The organism is Streptomyces sp. bgisy100 (genome assembly GCF_057709105.1).
Map to the genome: position 1 here is coordinate 1 of NZ_JBYITE010000054.1, position 15,828 is coordinate 15,828.

Consider the following 15,828-nt stretch of genomic DNA (forward strand, 5'->3'; position numbering starts at 1 on the left):
GCTTCCGGAACCCCCCACCCCTGCGGCCCCGTCCCCTCCCGCCGGTGGCCCCTTTCCCTTCGCTCGTCGGCCGTCCGGTCGCGGTCTCGTGCACGTTGAGTGTTCCGGGTGGGCCAACGGTCGGCTCCGGCCCGGCGGTCCGAGGGGCTGGGCGTCCGAGGGGCGCTGCGGTTCGATGACCCGATCCGGTGGGAGTTCGGCCTTCCCCGGTAGGGTTCGGCGGATGAGTGGTCTTGATCTCGACGACTTCGGCAATCTGATCGAGCGCCCCGACTCCGGTGTCCGGCGCGACGCCGAGGAGCGCCGGGAGCGTCTCGTGGCGCCCGCCGGTGCGCTGGGGCGCCTCGACGAGCTCGGTGAGTGGCTCGCGGCCGCGCAGGGCGCGGTTCCCGTGCGGCCGGTCGAACGCCCCCGGGTGGTGCTGTTCGCGGGTGATCACGGAGTGGCGGAGCTCGGTGTCTCCGGCCGGCCGGCGGGGACCACGCAGCGTCTGGTCCGGTCCGTCCTGGAGGGCGCGAGTCCGGTCTCCGTTCTCGCCCGCCGTTTCGACGTTCCGGTGCGGGTGGTCGACATGGCCGTCGACTGCGACCCGGCCGAGCTGCCCGAGGACGTCGTACGGCACCGGGTGCGCCGCGGTTCGGGCCGGATCGACATCGAGGACGCGCTGACCGCCGAGGAGGCGGAGCGGGCGTTCCGGGCCGGGATGGCGGTCGCCGACGAGGAGGCCGACTCCGGCACCGACCTGGTGGTGCTGGGGGATCTGAGCGTGGGCGGCACCACCGCTGCCGGGACCCTGATCGCCGCGCTGTGCGGCACGGACGCGTCCGTGGTGACCGGCCGGGGCGGCGCCGGGATCGACGACACCGCCTGGATGCACAAGTGCGCCGCGATCCGGGACGCCCTGCGCCGGGCCCGCCCCGTCCTGGGCGACCAGCTCGAACTGCTCGCCACGACCGGTGGCGCCGACCTCACGGCGATCACCGGTTTTCTGCTGCAGTGCGCCGTGCGCCGCACGCCCGTGGTGCTGGACGGCGTCGTCTCGGCCGCCTGTGCGCTGGTCGCGCAGCGGGTGGCGTTCCGGGCGCCGGACTGGTGGCTGGCGGGCCAGGCGACCGGCGAACCGGCGCAGGTCAAGGCGTTCGACCGGATGGCACTCAACCCCGTGCTCGATCACGGCGTCACAGTGGGTGAGGGAACGGGGGCGTTGCTCGCACTGCCGGTCGTGCAGGCGGCTGCCGCCCTGTGGGCGGAGCTCCCCGAGCGGCCGTCCCCGGAGCCCGAGACGGCCGAACCGTCGGAGGTGTCCGAACGCGACTAGCGCGATCGTCCGGTCTCTCCCACCGCGCCACCCGAGCCATATGATCAATTTTCATGGGAGACGTCCGCTTGAGTCACGATCGTCGCTCCGATGCGGCTGACCGCGTATCAGCCCCGGCTCGCCCGCCGCGCCAGGCCGGCGAGCCGGAGGACGAGAAGGCTCGCGCCCGGGACCCGGAGTCCCGGACGTGGCTCGACCGGTGGCGGTCCCGCAGCGCGGCGTTCGCCGTCTGGTACCTGCGCCTGGTCACCTTCGTCAATCTGCTGAGCGCGGTCTGGGTCTCCCTGGGGCAGGACGTCCGGCGGCACAACGTCGACGAGTTCTTCACGCCGTACCTGCTCACCGCGGGCTTCGCCTCGGGTGTCTTCACGCTCTTCCTGGCGGTCACGATGCGCCGCCGCAAGCGGGCGGCGTGGATCCTCAACCTGGTGCTGGCGGGGCTGTTCTCGCTGCTGCTGTGCCTGGTGATGACGCTGCCGGACTTCAACCGGCACGTGCAGAACTGGATCTCCCTGGGCCTCACCCTGCTGTTCCTGCTGTCGCTGCTGGTGGGGCGGCGTTCCTTCGCGGCGAAGGGTGACCGGTCCAACCCCCGGCTCGCGGCGGTGGTCGCGGCCGGCGGGTTCCTCGTCGCGTCCCTGATCGCCACCGCGCTGGTCACCTTCAGCAACGGCGCCGACGGCGGCCACCGTTCGACGTTCCTGGCCCGCTTCCAGTACGCGGTGCTGCGGCTGATCTCCCTGGAGGCCGACGAGTCGGTCTTCGACGGGATCAGCACGCCGCCGTGGGTCGATGTGTTCATCAACGTGATGAGCACCCTGCTGCTGCTCGCCGTGCTGTGGGCGGCGTTCCGCTCCCGGCGCGCCACCGATCCGATCGGGCCGGAGGACGAGGAGCGGCTGCGCGCCCTGCTGGAGCGGCACGGCGAGCGGGACTCGCTGGGCTACTTCGCGCTGCGCCGGGACAAGAGCGTGATCTGGTCCCCGTCGGGCAAGGCCGCGATCACCTACCGGGTGGTCGGGGGCGTCTCGCTGGCCTCCGGTGATCCGATCGGCGACCCGGAGGCCTGGCCGGGGGTGATCGACCGCTGGCTCGCCGAGTGCCGGGAGCACGCCTGGATCCCCGCGGTGATGGGGGCGAGCGAGGAGGGCGGCACCATCTACGCCCGGCACGGTCTGGACGCCCTGGAGCTGGGCGACGAGGCCCTGGTGGAGGTGGGCGAGTTCACCCTGGAGGGGCGCGCCATGCGGACCGTGCGCCAGGCGTACAACCGGGTGCGCCGGGCCGGTTACACCGTCCGGATCCGCCGTCACGAGGACATTCCGGAGCCGGAGATGGCGGACCTGCTGCGGCGGGCCGACGACTGGCGCGACGGGGCGACCGAGCGCGGCTTCTCCATGGCGCTCGGCCGGCTCGGCGACCCGGACGACGGCCGGTGCGTGATGCTGGAGTGCCACGACGGCGACGGTGAGCTGCGGGCGCTGCTGAGCTTCGTCCCCTGGGGGCCGAAGGGCCTGTCGCTGGACCTGATGCGGCGCGACCGGGACGCGGAGAACGGCCTGATGGAGTTCATGGTGATCGAACTCCTGCAGCGGGCCTCGGAGGTCGGCATCACTCAGGTGTCGCTGAACTTCGCGATGTTCCGGTCGGTCTTCGAGCGCGGCGCCCGGCTGGGCGCCGGGCCGGTGCTGCGGCTGTGGCGGTCGCTGCTGAGCTTCTTCTCGCGCTGGTGGCAGATCGAGTCGCTGTACCGGGCCAACGCGAAGTACCGGCCGATCTGGGAGCCGCGCTACCTGCTGTTCGGGAAGAGCGTCGAGCTGCCCCGGATCGGCATCGCCAGCGCCCGCGCGGAGGGCTTCCTGGAGGCACCGGCGCTGCCGTCCTGGCTGACCCGCCGTCACCGCCTCGGGTCGAGACGATGACCGTCGCGGTCCGCCCGGCGCTGCACCGCGCGGCCCGCGCGGAGTGGGGCGCGCTGTACGCCGCGGTGCGGGGCGGGCCCCCCCGGAAGAGACCCGTCTTACTGCGTGCCCTGCCGCTGACGCTCGGCGCGGTCGCCCTGACCGCGCTCCTCCAGCTGGTGCAGAACCAGCCCTGGGGCTACGGGCCAGTCCAGGACCTCGGCGCCGTCCAGGCCTCCCTGCCCTGGTGGCTCGCCCTCCTCCGTACCCCTCTCTCGCTCTTCGTCCCCGCCCTCGACCTGCCGGTGTGGGGCGCGCTGGCCCAGATCCTGGTCGTCTTCGGCCTCTGCGAGATCTGCCTGGGCCGGCTGCGGACGCTGGCGATCGCCTATCTGGCCACGCTCACCGGGAGCCTGTACGCCCGGTACGGCACCTCGGCCGGCCCCGGCGGGTTCCTCGGCCTGCCCGCCGAGGACGCGTTCGTCCACGACACCGGCCCGTCGGCCGCGGTCGTCGCGCTCGCGGTGCATCTGTCGTGGACCCACCGCGCCTGGTTCACCGGCGGGGCCGTGGTGCTGGCCATGGTCGTCGAAGTGATCGTCAAGCCGAATCTGGCGGGCAAGGAGCATCTGGCCGCGCTGGGCGGTGTGCTGGCGCTGTGGGCGGTGCGGTCGCTGTGGCGGGCGGCGCGGGTCAGGTCCGCGCGCCGGCGCTGGGCCGGACGGCCGGGCGCCCCGGCGGCCGGCCGGCTCACCGGCCACCGGTTCACCGGCTGGGGGCGCCGGCCACCAGGTCCGACAGCCGCCGTCGCAGATGGTTCCAGCGCTTGTCGTGCCGATACGCCCGCAGCCGTGATCTCGCCCGGGCCCGCGGCCGGTTGCGGTAGCAGCGCTTCGCCCAGAACGAGCCGGGCAGGGCGAGGCGTACGGCGCCGATGAGCGCCAGATACGGCACCAGGACGCCGATCACCGCGAGCTGGGTCTTCCCCTTCAGCAGGGCGATGAGGACGATCAGGAAGTTCACCGCCACGGTGAGCGCCACGGTGGCCCGGTCCTGCTGCTCGTCGGCCGACAGGTCGTTCACGCCGAAGGGGAGGAAGCCGACGAGCATCAGCCCGACGACGGCCGCGGTGAGGACGACCGCCTCGACGCTCTGCCGCCCCTGATCGGTCCAGTAGACGTCGGAGAGGTGCAGGACGAGCGCGAACTCGTCGAGGACCAGTCCCACGCCGATGCCGAAGAGAACCGCGGCGAGGGCGGTGCCGAAGCCGTGCCGGTCGCCGGCGATCACACCGAAGCCGCCGATGACGGTGAGGATGATGCCGGGGACGACGTGATGGACGTGGACGCCGCCCGAGCTGACGTTGCGGAACGGCCCCTTCCCGGCCCGGATCATCCGGGTGATGGAGCGGGTGATGAGGAACGTCAGGATGAACGCGGTGAGAGCGAGCAGCAGGGGCAGCTTCCCCGGCTCCCCGATGTTGTGCTCCCACCAGTGACCCATGACACCCGCTCCCGGTTCCCGCAATGCCCGGCCTGATCACGTATGAGCAATCTAGCCCCGGGACGTGCCCGATACCCTGCGCGCGATGACCGACACGACTCCGGAACCGGCCTCCGGCCCCACCGGTCCCACCGACTCCACCGAGCCCGAGGGCGCCGCGGGCCCGGCCGCCCGCGCCTCGCTGGGCGACGGGCTGCGCTTCGCCTTCGGCACGCTGACCGTGCTCCGGGTACGGGTCTCCCGCTGGGACCGGGCCGCGGCCCGGGGCGGCATGCTCGCCGCCCCGCTGACGGGCGCGGTGGTGGGCCTCGCGTCGGCGGCGCTCGGCGTGCTGTTGCTGCTGCTCGGCGGCGGGCCACTGCTCGCCGCGGTGGCGACCGTGGCGGTGCCGGCGGCGCTGACCCGCGGACTGCATCTGGACGGGCTCGCCGACACCGCGGACGGCCTGGGCAGCGGCAAGCCGGCCGAGGACGCCCTGCGCATCATGAAGCGTTCGGACATCGGCCCGTTCGGCGTCGTGACCCTCCTGTTCGTGCTGCTGGGCCAGGTGGCGGCGGTGAGCGAGCTGTACGCGGAGGGCTGGGCGCGCGGCGCCGCCGCGGCGGTCGTCGCGGCGGTGGCGGCCCGGCTGGCCCTCACCCTCGCGGCGCGGGCCGGGGTTCCGGCCGCCCGGCCGGAGGGGCTGGGCGCGGCGGTCGCGGGCGTGGTCCCGGTGCGGTCGGCGGTCGCGGCGACCGCCGTCACGGCCGTTCTCTGCGCCGCCGCGGGCGCGGCCTTCGGGCCGGACGCGGCGGTCCGGTACGCGGCGGCGCCGCTCGTCGCCGTGGCCGCCGCCGAGGTGCTGCTGCGCCGGTGCCGGCGCCGCTTCGGCGGGGTCACGGGTGATGTGTTCGGCGCCCTGGCGGAGACCGCGGCGACGGCCGCACTGCTGGTGACGGCCCTCGGCTGACCGGGCCGTCACGGGGCCGGCCCGCTGGGGCCGGGCCGCGGGTCCGGGCTGCGAGTCCGGGCTGCGAGTCGGGGCTGCGAGTCGGGGCTGCGGGGACAGGCCGCGGGTGCCGGGCCGCGGGTGCCGGGCTTAATTTCTGACGCAACATCACATTCCGCCGCGGCAAGGCCTCCTGGCCCCGTACCCCGGGATCAAGCGGCGGAGGGATTCGTTCCGCCCTTGGTCGCGCACAACGGCGCCCCCGGCCCCCATTCCGGCGGGCATCCGCGGGCCCAGGCTTCGTACAGCCGGTCGGAACACTCGGAATACGATGCACGGAGCGCCCGGGGCCGTGCGTGGATGCACGGCTGGTGGGCTGGGCCCGGCGACGGGCCCGAGCGGCGGCCGGCCCACCGACTGGCCGAGGAACGCAACGGAAGAGGAACCCCAACACCGTGACTGCTCTGACTCTCAGCACCTCCTCAGCGGCGTCGCTCCGCGCGGACGCCATCGTCATCGGCGTGGCCAAGGGCGAGAAGGGCCCGATCGTCGCGTCCGGAGCCGAGGACGTGGACAAGGCGTTCGACGGAAAGCTGGCCGCCGTCCTCGAGACACTCGGCGCCTCGGGCGGCGAGGGCGAGGTGACCAAGCTCCCGGCACCGTCCGGCTTCAAGGCGCCGGTCGTGCTGGCGGTCGGGCTGGGCGAGAACCCCGGCAAGGGCGAGAACTTCGACGCCGAGACGCTGCGCCGGGCCGCCGGAGCCGCGGCCCGTGCGCTGTCCGGCTCCGCGAAGGGCGCGTTCGCGCTGCCCGTGACGGACGCGGCGGACGCCGCCGCGGTGGCCGAGGGCGCGCTGCTGGGCGCGTACACCTTCACCGCCTACCGGACCGACGGCGGCAAGAAGAAGGCGGCGGACGACAAGTCCGCCCCGCTCGCCGAGGTCGCCCTGCTCGGCACCAAGCCGCGCGACAAGGCGTTCAAGGCCGCGGCCGAGCGGGCGACCGCGCTGGCCGCCGAGGTCAACCGCGCCCGCGACCTCGTCAACACCCCTTCGAACGACCTGACTCCGGCGTCGTTCGCCGCCGCCGCGCAGTCCGCGGCCAAGGAGCACGGCCTCAAGGTCGAGGTGCTCGACGAGAAGGCGCTCACCAAGGGCGGCTACGGCGGCCTGATCGGCGTCGGCAAGGGCTCGGAGAACCCGCCGCGGCTGGTGAAGCTCAGCTACACCCACCCCAAGGCGAAGCAGCACCTGGCCTTCGTCGGCAAGGGCATCACCTACGACTCGGGCGGCATCTCGCTGAAGCCGGCCGGCCACAACGAGACGATGAAGTGCGACATGAGCGGCGCCGCGGCGGTGCTCGGCGCGGTGGTCGCCGCATCCCGGCTGGGCCTGAAGGTGAACGTGACCGGCTGGCTGGCGCTCGCCGAGAACATGCCGTCCGGCTCCGCCACCCGCCCCGGCGACGTGCTGCGGATGTACTCCGGCAAGACCGTCGAGGTGCTCAACACCGACGCCGAGGGCCGGCTGGTGCTGGCCGACGCGCTCACCCGCGCCTGCGAGGAGAAGCCGGACGCGATCGTCGACGTGGCGACCCTCACCGGCGCCATGGTGGTCGCCCTGGGCAACCGCACCTTCGCGGTCATGGCCAACACCGACGCCTTCCGCGACACGGTCCACGAGACCGCCCTGGAGGCCGGCGAGCAGTGCTGGCCGATGCCGATGCCGAAGGAGCTCCGCAAGAGCATGGACTCCCCGGTCGCCGACATGGCCAACATCGGCGAGCGCGCGGGCGGCGGCCTGGTCGCCGGTCTCTTCCTGAAGGAGTTCATCGGCGAGGGCATCGACTGGGCCCACCTGGACATCGCGGGCCCGGCGTTCCACGAGAGCGCGCCGTTCGGCTACACCCCCAAGGGCGGCACCGGCTCCGGCCTGCGCACCCTGGTGCGGCTGGCCGAGCGGGCCGCCGGCGGCGGCCTCGCCTGACGGATCACCGCTGCCCCCGCGGCTTCGTCCGGGCCCGTCCCGGCGGGCCGCGGGGGGCGGAGAACGGGCGCCCGCGCCTGTGCCGACGGCCGGGCGGACCGCACCCGAGCCCGCGCCCGAGCCTGCGAGCGGCCCCGGGAGCCCCGGCAGCCCCGGGAGTAACAAGTGCAATGGACGCACCGGGCGCACCGGCGGACTGCGGCCGCATCGCAGCTCACTGCTGACGCAGGAGTACCGGAAGTGGGCCACGGACTCGGAAGCCCCGAGCGCCACAGGAACCACAGGAGCCACAGAGGTTCGTCCCCGGACGCCGGGCGCGCCCTCCGGCGGGCCACCGCACCCCTGGAGCCGCCTCCCGCACGGGGCTCGGGCCGGTCCGTGCCCGGTCCTCGGTCCCGGAGGAGGGGGCTCCGCCGGGACGTCCCCGGCGCCCGCCGCGGATCGGCGAGTTCGCCCTCAACGAAATCCGCAACCACTTACGCGCAAGTAACCCTTATCCCTGACGGGAGAGGCATCTCACAGCCTGGCCCCGCGTCCCGCCGCCCGCGAACAAGTGCGAAGATGTTGTCTCGGCAGAACAGGGCCCAGGCTCATTCACACCCCGAGCCCGACGCAAGGGCCGAAGCAAAGCGGCCGAACAACAGCCGCCGCCGGTCGGCAGGACCGGCTCCGGCGTACCCATGCATGGAGGACGTGACGTGGCGAACGACGCCAGCACCGTTTTCGACCTAGTGATCCTCGGAGGCGGTAGCGGTGGTTACGCCGCTGCCCTGCGCGGGGCGCAGCTGGGCCTGGACGTCGCCCTGATCGAGAAGGACAAGCTGGGCGGCACCTGCCTGCACCGCGGATGCATCCCCACCAAGGCTCTGCTCCACGCCGGTGAGATCGCCGACCAGGCGCGCGACGGCGCGTCCTTCGGCGTGCAGACCTCGCTCGACGGCATCGACATGGCGGGCGTGCACAAGTACAAGGACGGCGTGATCTCCGGCCTGTACAAGGGCCTGCAGGGCCTGGTCGCCTCCCGCAAGGTCACCTACGTGACCGGCGAGGGCCGGCTGACCTCGCCCACCACCGTGGAGGTGAACGGCGAGCGCTACGAGGGCCGTCACATCCTGCTGGCGACCGGTTCCGTACCGAAGTCGCTGCCCGGCCTGGAGATCGACGGCGAGCGCGTCATCTCCTCCGACCACGCCCTGGTGCTCGACCGCGTGCCGAAGTCCGCGATCGTGCTCGGCGGCGGTGTCATCGGCGTCGAGTTCGCCTCCGCCTGGAAGTCCTTCGGGGCCGACGTCACGATCGTCGAGGCGCTTCCGCACCTCGTCCCGGTCGAGGACGAGAACAGCTCCAAGCTGCTGGAGCGCGCCTTCCGCAAGCGCGGCATCAACTTCTCCCTCGGCTCCCGCTTCTCCGGCGTCGAGCACACCGCCGACGGCGTGAAGGTCTCGCTGGAGAACGGCAAGACCTACGAGGCCGAGGTGCTGCTCGTCGCCGTCGGCCGCGGCCCGGTGTCGCAGGGCCTGGGCTACGAGGAGGCCGGGGTCGGCATGGACCGCGGCTACGTCCTCGTCGACGAGTACATGCAGACCAACGTGCCGACCATCTCGGCCGTGGGCGACCTCGTTCCGACCCTCCAGCTCGCCCACGTCGGCTTCGCCGAGGGCATCCTGGTGGCGGAGCGCCTGGCCGGTCTCAAGACCGTGCCGATCGACTACGACGGTGTGCCGCGGGTGACGTACTGCCACCCGGAGGTCGCGTCCGTCGGCATCACCGAGGCGAAGGCCAAGGAGCTGTACGGCTCCGACAAGGTCGTCGCGCTCAAGTACAACCTCGGCGGCAACGGCAAGAGCAAGATCCTGAAGACCGCGGGCGAGATCAAGCTCGTCCAGGTGCGGGACGGTGCCGTGGTCGGCGTCCACATGGTCGGTGACCGTATGGGCGAGCAGGTCGGCGAGGCGCAGCTGATCTACAACTGGGAGGCGCTGCCGGCCGAGGTCGCGCAGCTCATCCACGCGCACCCGACCCAGAACGAGGCGCTCGGCGAGGCCCACCTGGCCCTGGCCGGCAAGCCTCTGCACTCCCACGACTGACCGTCACGGGCGCGACCCCATCCGCACAGATTTTTAAGGAGCAACCGTAACCATGGCGGTTTCCGTAACCCTTCCGGCGCTCGGCGAGAGCGTCTCCGAGGGCACCGTCACCCGTTGGCTCAAGGCCGAGGGCGAGCGGGTCGAGGCCGACGAGCCGCTGCTCGAGGTCTCGACCGACAAGGTCGACACCGAGATCCCGGCCCCCGCGTCGGGTGTCCTGTCCTCCATCAAGGTGGCCGAGGACGAGACGGTGGAGGTCGGCGCCGAGCTGGCCGTCATCGACGACGGCTCCGGCGCCCCCGCCGAGGCCGCTGCCCCGGCCGCCGAGCCGGCCCCGCAGGCCGAGCCGGAGCCCGAGCCGGCCCCGGCGCAGGCCGAGGCCCCCGCCGCCGCTCCGGCCGCGGGCTCCGCCGAGGGCACCGACGTGGTGCTCCCGGCGCTGGGCGAGTCGGTCACCGAGGGCACCGTGACCCGCTGGCTGAAGCAGGTCGGCGAAGAGGTCGCGGTCGACGAGCCGCTGCTCGAGGTCTCGACCGACAAGGTCGACACCGAGATCCCGGCCCCGGCCGCGGGCACCCTGCTCGAGATCCTGGTCGGCGAGGACGAGTCGGCCGAGGTCGGCGCCAAGCTGGCGGTCATCGGTGCGGCCGGTGCCGCTCCGGCCGCCGCCCCGGCCGCGCCCGCGCCCGCGCCGGCCGAGGAGGCTCCGAAGCAGGAGGCCCCGAAGCAGGAGGCTCCGGCTCCGCAGGCCCCGGCCGCTCCGGCTCCCGCCCCGGCCCCTGCTCCGGCCCCCGCGCCGGCTCCGGCTCCGGCGGCGCCCGCCGCTCCGGCCGCCCCGGCCGGTGAGGCCGACGGCGCGTACGTCACTCCGCTGGTGCGCAAGCTGGCCTCGGAGAACGGCGTCGACCTGGCGGGCGTGAAGGGCACCGGTGTCGGTGGCCGCATCCGCAAGCAGGACGTCATCGCCGCCGCCGAGGCCGCCAAGGCCGCGGCTCCGGCCGCGTCCGCCGCCGCGCCGAAGAAGGCCGCCGCCGTCGAGGTGTCGCCGCTGCGCGGCCAGACGGTCAAGATGACCCGGATGCGCAAGGTCATCGGCGACAACATGAAGAAGGCCCTGCACGACCAGGCGCAGCTGACCACCGTGGTCGAGGTGGACGTCACCAAGATCATGAAGCTGCGTGGCCAGGCCAAGGACGGCTTCGCGCAGCGTGAGGGCGTCAAGCTCTCGCCGATGCCGTTCTTCGTCAAGGCCGCGGCCCAGGCGCTGAAGGCCCACCCGGTCATCAACGCCCGGATCAACGAGGACGAGGGCACGATCACCTACTTCGACACCGAGAACATCGGTATCGCGGTGGACTCCGAGAAGGGTCTGATGACCCCGGTCATCAAGGGTGCGGGCGACCTCAACATCGCCGGTCTCTCGAAGAAGACCGCGGAGCTGGCCAGCAAGGTCCGGTCGAACAAGATCACCCCGGACGAGCTGTCCGGCGCGACCTTCACGATCAGCAACACCGGCTCGCGCGGTGCGCTGTTCGACACGGTCATCGTGCCCCCGAACCAGGTCGGCATCCTGGGCATCGGCGCCACGGTCAAGCGCCCGGCGGTCCTGGAGACCCCGGAGGGCACCGTCATCGGTGTCCGCGACATGACCTACCTGGCGCTCTCCTACGACCACCGCCTGGTGGACGGTGCCGACGCGGCCCGTTACCTCACGGCCGTCAAGGAGATCCTGGAGGCCGGCGAGTTCGAGGTCGACCTCGGGCTCTGAGCCGCAGCAGGCACGCACGACGGCCGCGCCCCCGCTCCCGCACTCGCGGGGCGGGGGCGCGGCCGTTCCGCGGTTCTCCCGTCCCGTCCGACGTTCTCCCCTCCCGTTCCGCGGTTCTCCCCTCCCGTTCCGCGGTTCTCCCCTCCCGTTCCGTGGTTCTCCCCCTCCCGTGCCCGGTGCGGCGGGGGCGTTCGCCGGTCCGCGGCCCGGCGCGCGGGCGGCGCGTATCGTTCCGGTGCGACCCGGCCGGGCGGCAGGTGATCCGGCAGGGCGCTACGGCACCCCGGCCGGGCGGTGTGCGCGGCCGGGGCGGGCCCCGGCTCCGGGCCCCGGCTCGGTGAACCCGGAGCGCCGGTCGGTCCCGGAGCGGCGGCCCCGGACGCCGTAAAGCAGCGGGCCCCGGAACCGTTCCCGTCGGCCACGGCGTCCCTGCCGGCGGCGGGGGCGGGCCGAGGAAGGAGAACCGGTGCGGGCGGCACGGCTGATGCGTCTGGTTCTGCTGCTGCAGAGCCGCGGCAGCATGACCGGCGGCGAACTGGCACGGGAGCTGGAGGTCTCGGAGCGCACGGTGTCACGCGACGTCCTGGCGCTCTCCGAGGCCGGGGTTCCGGTGTACGCGGACCGGGGACGGACCGGCGGCTACCGGCTGGTCGGCGGCTACCGCACCCGGCTGACGGGGCTGGGCCGGGCGGAGGCGGCGGCGCTCTTCCTCTCCGGCGTGCCCTCGGCACTGGCCGGGATGGGGCTCGCGGACGCCGGGGCGGCGGCCCGGCTCAAGGTGGCCGCCGCGCTGCTGCCGGAGCTCCGGGACGCGCCCGAGGACACCGCGCAGCGCTTCCACCTCGACGCTCCGGGCTGGTGGCAGGAGCCGGTGACGCCGGAGCTGCTGCCCGAGGTCGCCGAGGCGGTGTGGGACGACCGCCGGCTCGCGGCCCGCTATGTGCGCGACGGGTCGGAGGTGGCCCGGGAGCTGGAGCCGCACGGCCTCGTGCTCAAGGCGGGCGTCTGGTACGTGGCGGCCCGGGTGACAGGGCAGTTCCGGGTCTACCGGGTGGACCGGTTCGCCGCGGTGACCGCCGTCCCGGAGCGGTTCGTCCGGGACGCGGACTTCGACCTGCCGGCCTTCTGGGCGGAGCGGGCGGCGGCATTCGCCCGCTCCATCCTGCGCGACCGCGTCGTCCTGCGACTGTCGGAGGCGGGCGCCCGGTGGCTGCCGCAGGTGACGGACCGGGCGGCGGCAGCGGAGGCACTGGCGGCGGCCGGGCCGCCCGACGCGCAGGGCCGGGTGACGGTCACCCTGGCCGTGGAATCGCTGGAGGTCGCCTACGCGCAGCTCCTGGGCCTCGGCCCGGAGGCGGAGGTGCGGGAGCCGCCGGAGCTGCGGCAGCGCTGCGCCGAGGCGGCGGAGCGCTCGGCGGCCCTCTACGGCCGGGCGTCCGGCGGGCCGGGAGCGGAGGAGGACCCGGCCGACGCACGGTGAGCCGGCGCGGGAACCGGTCCCGCCGCGCGGCGGGAGGGCGGAGGACCGGTGCCGTCGTCCTGCCGAGCGGCAGAAGAGGCACGTTCCCGGGGGCACGGGCCTGGCGCCGTTCCCGGGCGCAGGGGACCTGGCGGGCGCACGAGCCCTGGCGGGTGCACGGGACCTGGCACCGCTCCCCGACGCACGCCCTGGTGGCCGCTCACGCACGCTCGGGTGGCCGCTCACGGGCACCCGGGCCCCGGGAGTGCGTCCCGTGCGCCGGAGGCCGCAGCCTCGCCGGCACCGCCCCGGGCGCTGCGCCGACCGGGCGGGCCGTAGGACAGTCGCAAGATCACTTCGATCACGGCGCGGCACCCCGGCCGGTAACGACACAGCCGCAGCCTCGCCGCTCCGCGTGCGTCGGGGGGTGGCAGGGCCGATCCTGGTCCCGTGATGGACGAGACGGACTTCTGGGAGATCATCGACAGCGCCCGTGAGGCCGCCGAGGGCGACCCGGAGGAGCAGGCAGAGCTGCTCGTGGACCGGCTGCTGCAGTTCGACCCGGAGGCCGTACTGGACTTCGCCCGCCACTTCGAGGCGCGTTTCAACCGCGCCTACCGGTGGGATCTCTGGGGCGCCGCCTGGGTCCTGCTGGGCGGCTCCAGCGACGACGCCTTCGACAACTTCCGCTGCTGGCTGATCGGCCAGGGCCGGGAGGTCTTCGAGGGGGCGCTGCACGAACCGGACGACCTGGCGGAGCTGCTCGACGACTTCGACGAGGAGGTCGACGGCGACGCCGAGGAGCTGGGCTACGCGGCCGACGAGGCGTACGAGCAGCTGACCGGGCTGGAGACGCCGGAACTGGGCCTGGCCCCGCCGCCCCGGGAGCCCGCGGGCACGGCCCTCGACTTCGAGGACGACAGGGCCCTGACGGAACGCTTCCCCAAGCTGTGGGACGCGTTCCGGGCCTGAGGTTCGGGACGTTCCCCCCTGGGGCCCGGCCGTTTCCGGCCCTGAGGCCCGAGTGTTCCGATCCTGGGGCCTGCTCGTCCCGGCCCTGAGGCCCGCTCGTCCCAGCCCTGGGGCCCGCTCGTCCCGGAGCGAGCCGGGGCCCGTGGGTCCTTCGCCCCTCCCCCGGCCGGTGCACGTACGCCGCCTCCACTCCTTGCTCCGCACGCCCCGCCCCGTACGCCCCGCCCCCGTACGTCCTCCTCACGCGCGCCGTCGTGCCCACGCCCGTACCGCGGCATTCCCCCCACCCCTGTTCCGGGCCGCAGCCGCCGCAAAACCGGTTGTGGGCCGGGGCCGCGCGGTGCTGGACTCTGCGGATGGATCATGAGTCGATGCTCGACCTGTTCGACCGACGGATGCGGCGCGACGTACCGGCCGACGGCCCCGGCGCCCGGGTCGAGCGGTCCGGAGACGTGGTGCGGCAGGTGGGTGCGGACAGCGGCTGGAACGGCGTCGTCTGGTCGGACCTGACCCCGCGGACCGCGGACGCCGCCATCGCGGAGCAGGTGCGGTACTTCACGGCGCTGGGGCGGGAGTTCGAGTGGAAGCTCTACGCCCATGACCGGCCGGACGACCTGTCCGAGCGGCTGACGGCGGCCGGGTTCGAGCCCGGTCCGCAGGAGTCCCTGATGGTGGCCCGGGTCGGCGACCTGGCGACCCGCATCGAGCTGCCCGACGGCGTCCGGCTGCACCCGGTCACCACCCCGGCGGACGTGGACCTCCTGGCGGCCGTCCACGAGGAGGCGTTCGGCACCGGCGCCGCCGGTCTGCGGGAGCGGATGCACGCCCAACTGGCCTCGCATCCGGACACCGTCCACGCGGTGGTCGCGATGGCCGAGGGGCTGCCGGTGTCCGCGGCGCGGATGGAGCTGTATCCGGGCACCGGGTTCGCCGGGCTCTGGGGCGGCGGCACCGTGGCGTCGTGGCGCGGGCGGGGCATCTACCGGGCACTGATCGCCCACCGGGCCCGGATCGCCGCCGAGCGCGGCTACGACTACCTCCAGGTCGACGCCTCCAGCATGAGCGCCCCGATCCTGGCGCGGCTCGGATTCGTCCGGCTGAGCACCACGACACCGTTCATGTACCGGCCCTGACTCCCGCGAGGTACCGGAGCCCGCCCGCCGGCGGAGCCGAGCCCGCTGCCGGCCGGTGGGACCGTTCGGTCCGGTGGACCTCATCGGCCGGTGCAGTCCCCAGGACGGGGGGCGCCGGTCGGCCGGTGGTGCCGGCTGGCGGTGCCTGCCGGCGGTGGTGCCGGCCGGTGGGGCACCGGACAGCGGGCCGCTCGCTCAGGGGGTGAGCCACCGCCCCATCACCACGTCGTCGACGTACTCGCCCGCCACCAGGAACTCCCCCGGCAGCACGCCCTCCACCACGAAGCCCGCCGCCGCGTAGAGCCGCCGGGCCGGGGTGTTGTGCCCGAGCACCCGCAGGGTGATGCGGGTCGCGCCCTGCCGGCGGGCCTCGTCGCAGGCGGCGTCGAGGAGCGCCCGCGCGACGCCCCGGCCGCGGGCCCAGGTGTCGACCGCGAGGCCCTGGATCAGCCGCACATGGGCGTTGGTGGGAAGCGGCGTGGGCCGGATCAGCCGCAGGTAGCCGGCCACGCGCCCCTCGCACTCGGCCACCAGGAAGTGGGCGGGGAGGTGCCGCTCGTCGAAGAAGGGGTCGGTCTCCAGCGGCGGGCTCGGGGTCACCGCGTGCAGCGTCGACCAGGTGCGCCGGTCCAGTGCGGCCAGCACGGCTTCGTCGTCGGGGACAGCACGACGAATCACGGTACGTATGTGCGAGTCGGGCATGAGGGACACTGTGCCATCCCGTGCGTGTCCGCCCGGTGCCTTTTCCGGCATCCCGGGGAGCGGCCGGGGCAG

11 protein-coding genes are annotated in these 15,828 nt (G+C 74.0%); 9 read left to right on the plus strand and 2 right to left on the minus strand.

The window, feature by feature from the left end:
* The first annotated feature begins 223 nt into the window (after nucleotides 1-223).
* Together cobT and AC3EQ1_RS26860 are read left to right on the plus strand one after the other, a co-directional pair.
* Nucleotides 224-1,318 carry a nicotinate-nucleotide--dimethylbenzimidazole phosphoribosyltransferase gene (gene cobT / locus AC3EQ1_RS26855; protein ID WP_432096915.1) on the plus strand — a complete coding sequence of 365 codons (1,095 nt, stop codon included), beginning with the start codon at nucleotides 224-226 and terminating at the stop codon, nucleotides 1,316-1,318.
* Between the two features lie 53 nt (nucleotides 1,319-1,371).
* Nucleotides 1,372-3,240 carry a phosphatidylglycerol lysyltransferase domain-containing protein gene (locus AC3EQ1_RS26860; RefSeq protein ID WP_432096916.1) on the plus strand — a complete coding sequence of 623 codons (1,869 nt, stop codon included), beginning with the start codon at nucleotides 1,372-1,374 and terminating at the stop codon, nucleotides 3,238-3,240.
* Nucleotides 3,241-3,984: 744 nt separating this feature from the next.
* Here AC3EQ1_RS26860 and AC3EQ1_RS26865 read toward each other — a convergent pair.
* Entirely contained in the window at nucleotides 3,985-4,722 is a 738-nt protein-coding gene (locus AC3EQ1_RS26865; RefSeq protein WP_432096917.1) for a hypothetical protein, read from the minus strand.
* A gap of 85 nt (nucleotides 4,723-4,807) precedes the next feature.
* Here AC3EQ1_RS26865 and AC3EQ1_RS26870 point away from each other — a divergent pair, with 85 nt between their 5' ends.
* The 7 genes from AC3EQ1_RS26870 (at nucleotide 4,808) to AC3EQ1_RS26900 (ending at nucleotide 15,054) form a co-directional block, all read left to right on the plus strand.
* A complete protein-coding gene (locus AC3EQ1_RS26870; RefSeq protein ID WP_432096918.1) occupies nucleotides 4,808-5,671 on the plus strand; it encodes an adenosylcobinamide-GDP ribazoletransferase in 864 nt (287 codons plus the stop codon).
* Between the two features lie 434 nt (nucleotides 5,672-6,105).
* Nucleotides 6,106-7,635 (plus strand): leucyl aminopeptidase, encoded by a 1,530-nt coding sequence (locus AC3EQ1_RS26875; RefSeq protein ID WP_432096919.1) that lies wholly within the window; start codon nucleotides 6,106-6,108, stop codon nucleotides 7,633-7,635.
* Nucleotides 7,636-8,333: 698 nt separating this feature from the next.
* On the plus strand, nucleotides 8,334-9,722 hold the full coding sequence (gene lpdA, locus AC3EQ1_RS26880; RefSeq protein WP_432096920.1) for a dihydrolipoyl dehydrogenase: 1,389 nt from the start codon (nucleotides 8,334-8,336) through the stop codon (nucleotides 9,720-9,722).
* A 52-nt stretch (nucleotides 9,723-9,774) separates the two neighbouring features.
* On the plus strand, nucleotides 9,775-11,490 hold the full coding sequence (gene sucB, locus AC3EQ1_RS26885) for a 2-oxoglutarate dehydrogenase, E2 component, dihydrolipoamide succinyltransferase (protein WP_432096921.1): 1,716 nt from the start codon (nucleotides 9,775-9,777) through the stop codon (nucleotides 11,488-11,490).
* Nucleotides 11,491-11,956: 466 nt separating this feature from the next.
* Nucleotides 11,957-12,970: a helix-turn-helix transcriptional regulator gene (locus AC3EQ1_RS26890; protein WP_432096922.1), complete on the plus strand. Its 1,014-nt coding sequence runs from the start codon at nucleotides 11,957-11,959 to the stop codon at nucleotides 12,968-12,970.
* A 432-nt stretch (nucleotides 12,971-13,402) separates the two neighbouring features.
* Complete coding sequence (locus AC3EQ1_RS26895) at nucleotides 13,403-13,921, plus strand: DUF4240 domain-containing protein (RefSeq protein WP_432096944.1); 519 nt, start codon at nucleotides 13,403-13,405, stop codon at nucleotides 13,919-13,921.
* 356 nt (nucleotides 13,922-14,277) lie between these two features.
* Nucleotides 14,278-15,054: a GNAT family N-acetyltransferase gene (locus tag AC3EQ1_RS26900; RefSeq protein WP_432096923.1), complete on the plus strand. Its 777-nt coding sequence runs from the start codon at nucleotides 14,278-14,280 to the stop codon at nucleotides 15,052-15,054.
* Between the two features lie 195 nt (nucleotides 15,055-15,249).
* On the opposite strand, the gene AC3EQ1_RS26905 is transcribed toward AC3EQ1_RS26900, so the two are convergent.
* Nucleotides 15,250-15,756 (minus strand): GNAT family N-acetyltransferase, encoded by a 507-nt coding sequence (locus tag AC3EQ1_RS26905; protein WP_432096924.1) that lies wholly within the window; start codon nucleotides 15,754-15,756, stop codon nucleotides 15,250-15,252.
* Nucleotides 15,757-15,828 lie beyond the last annotated feature (72 nt).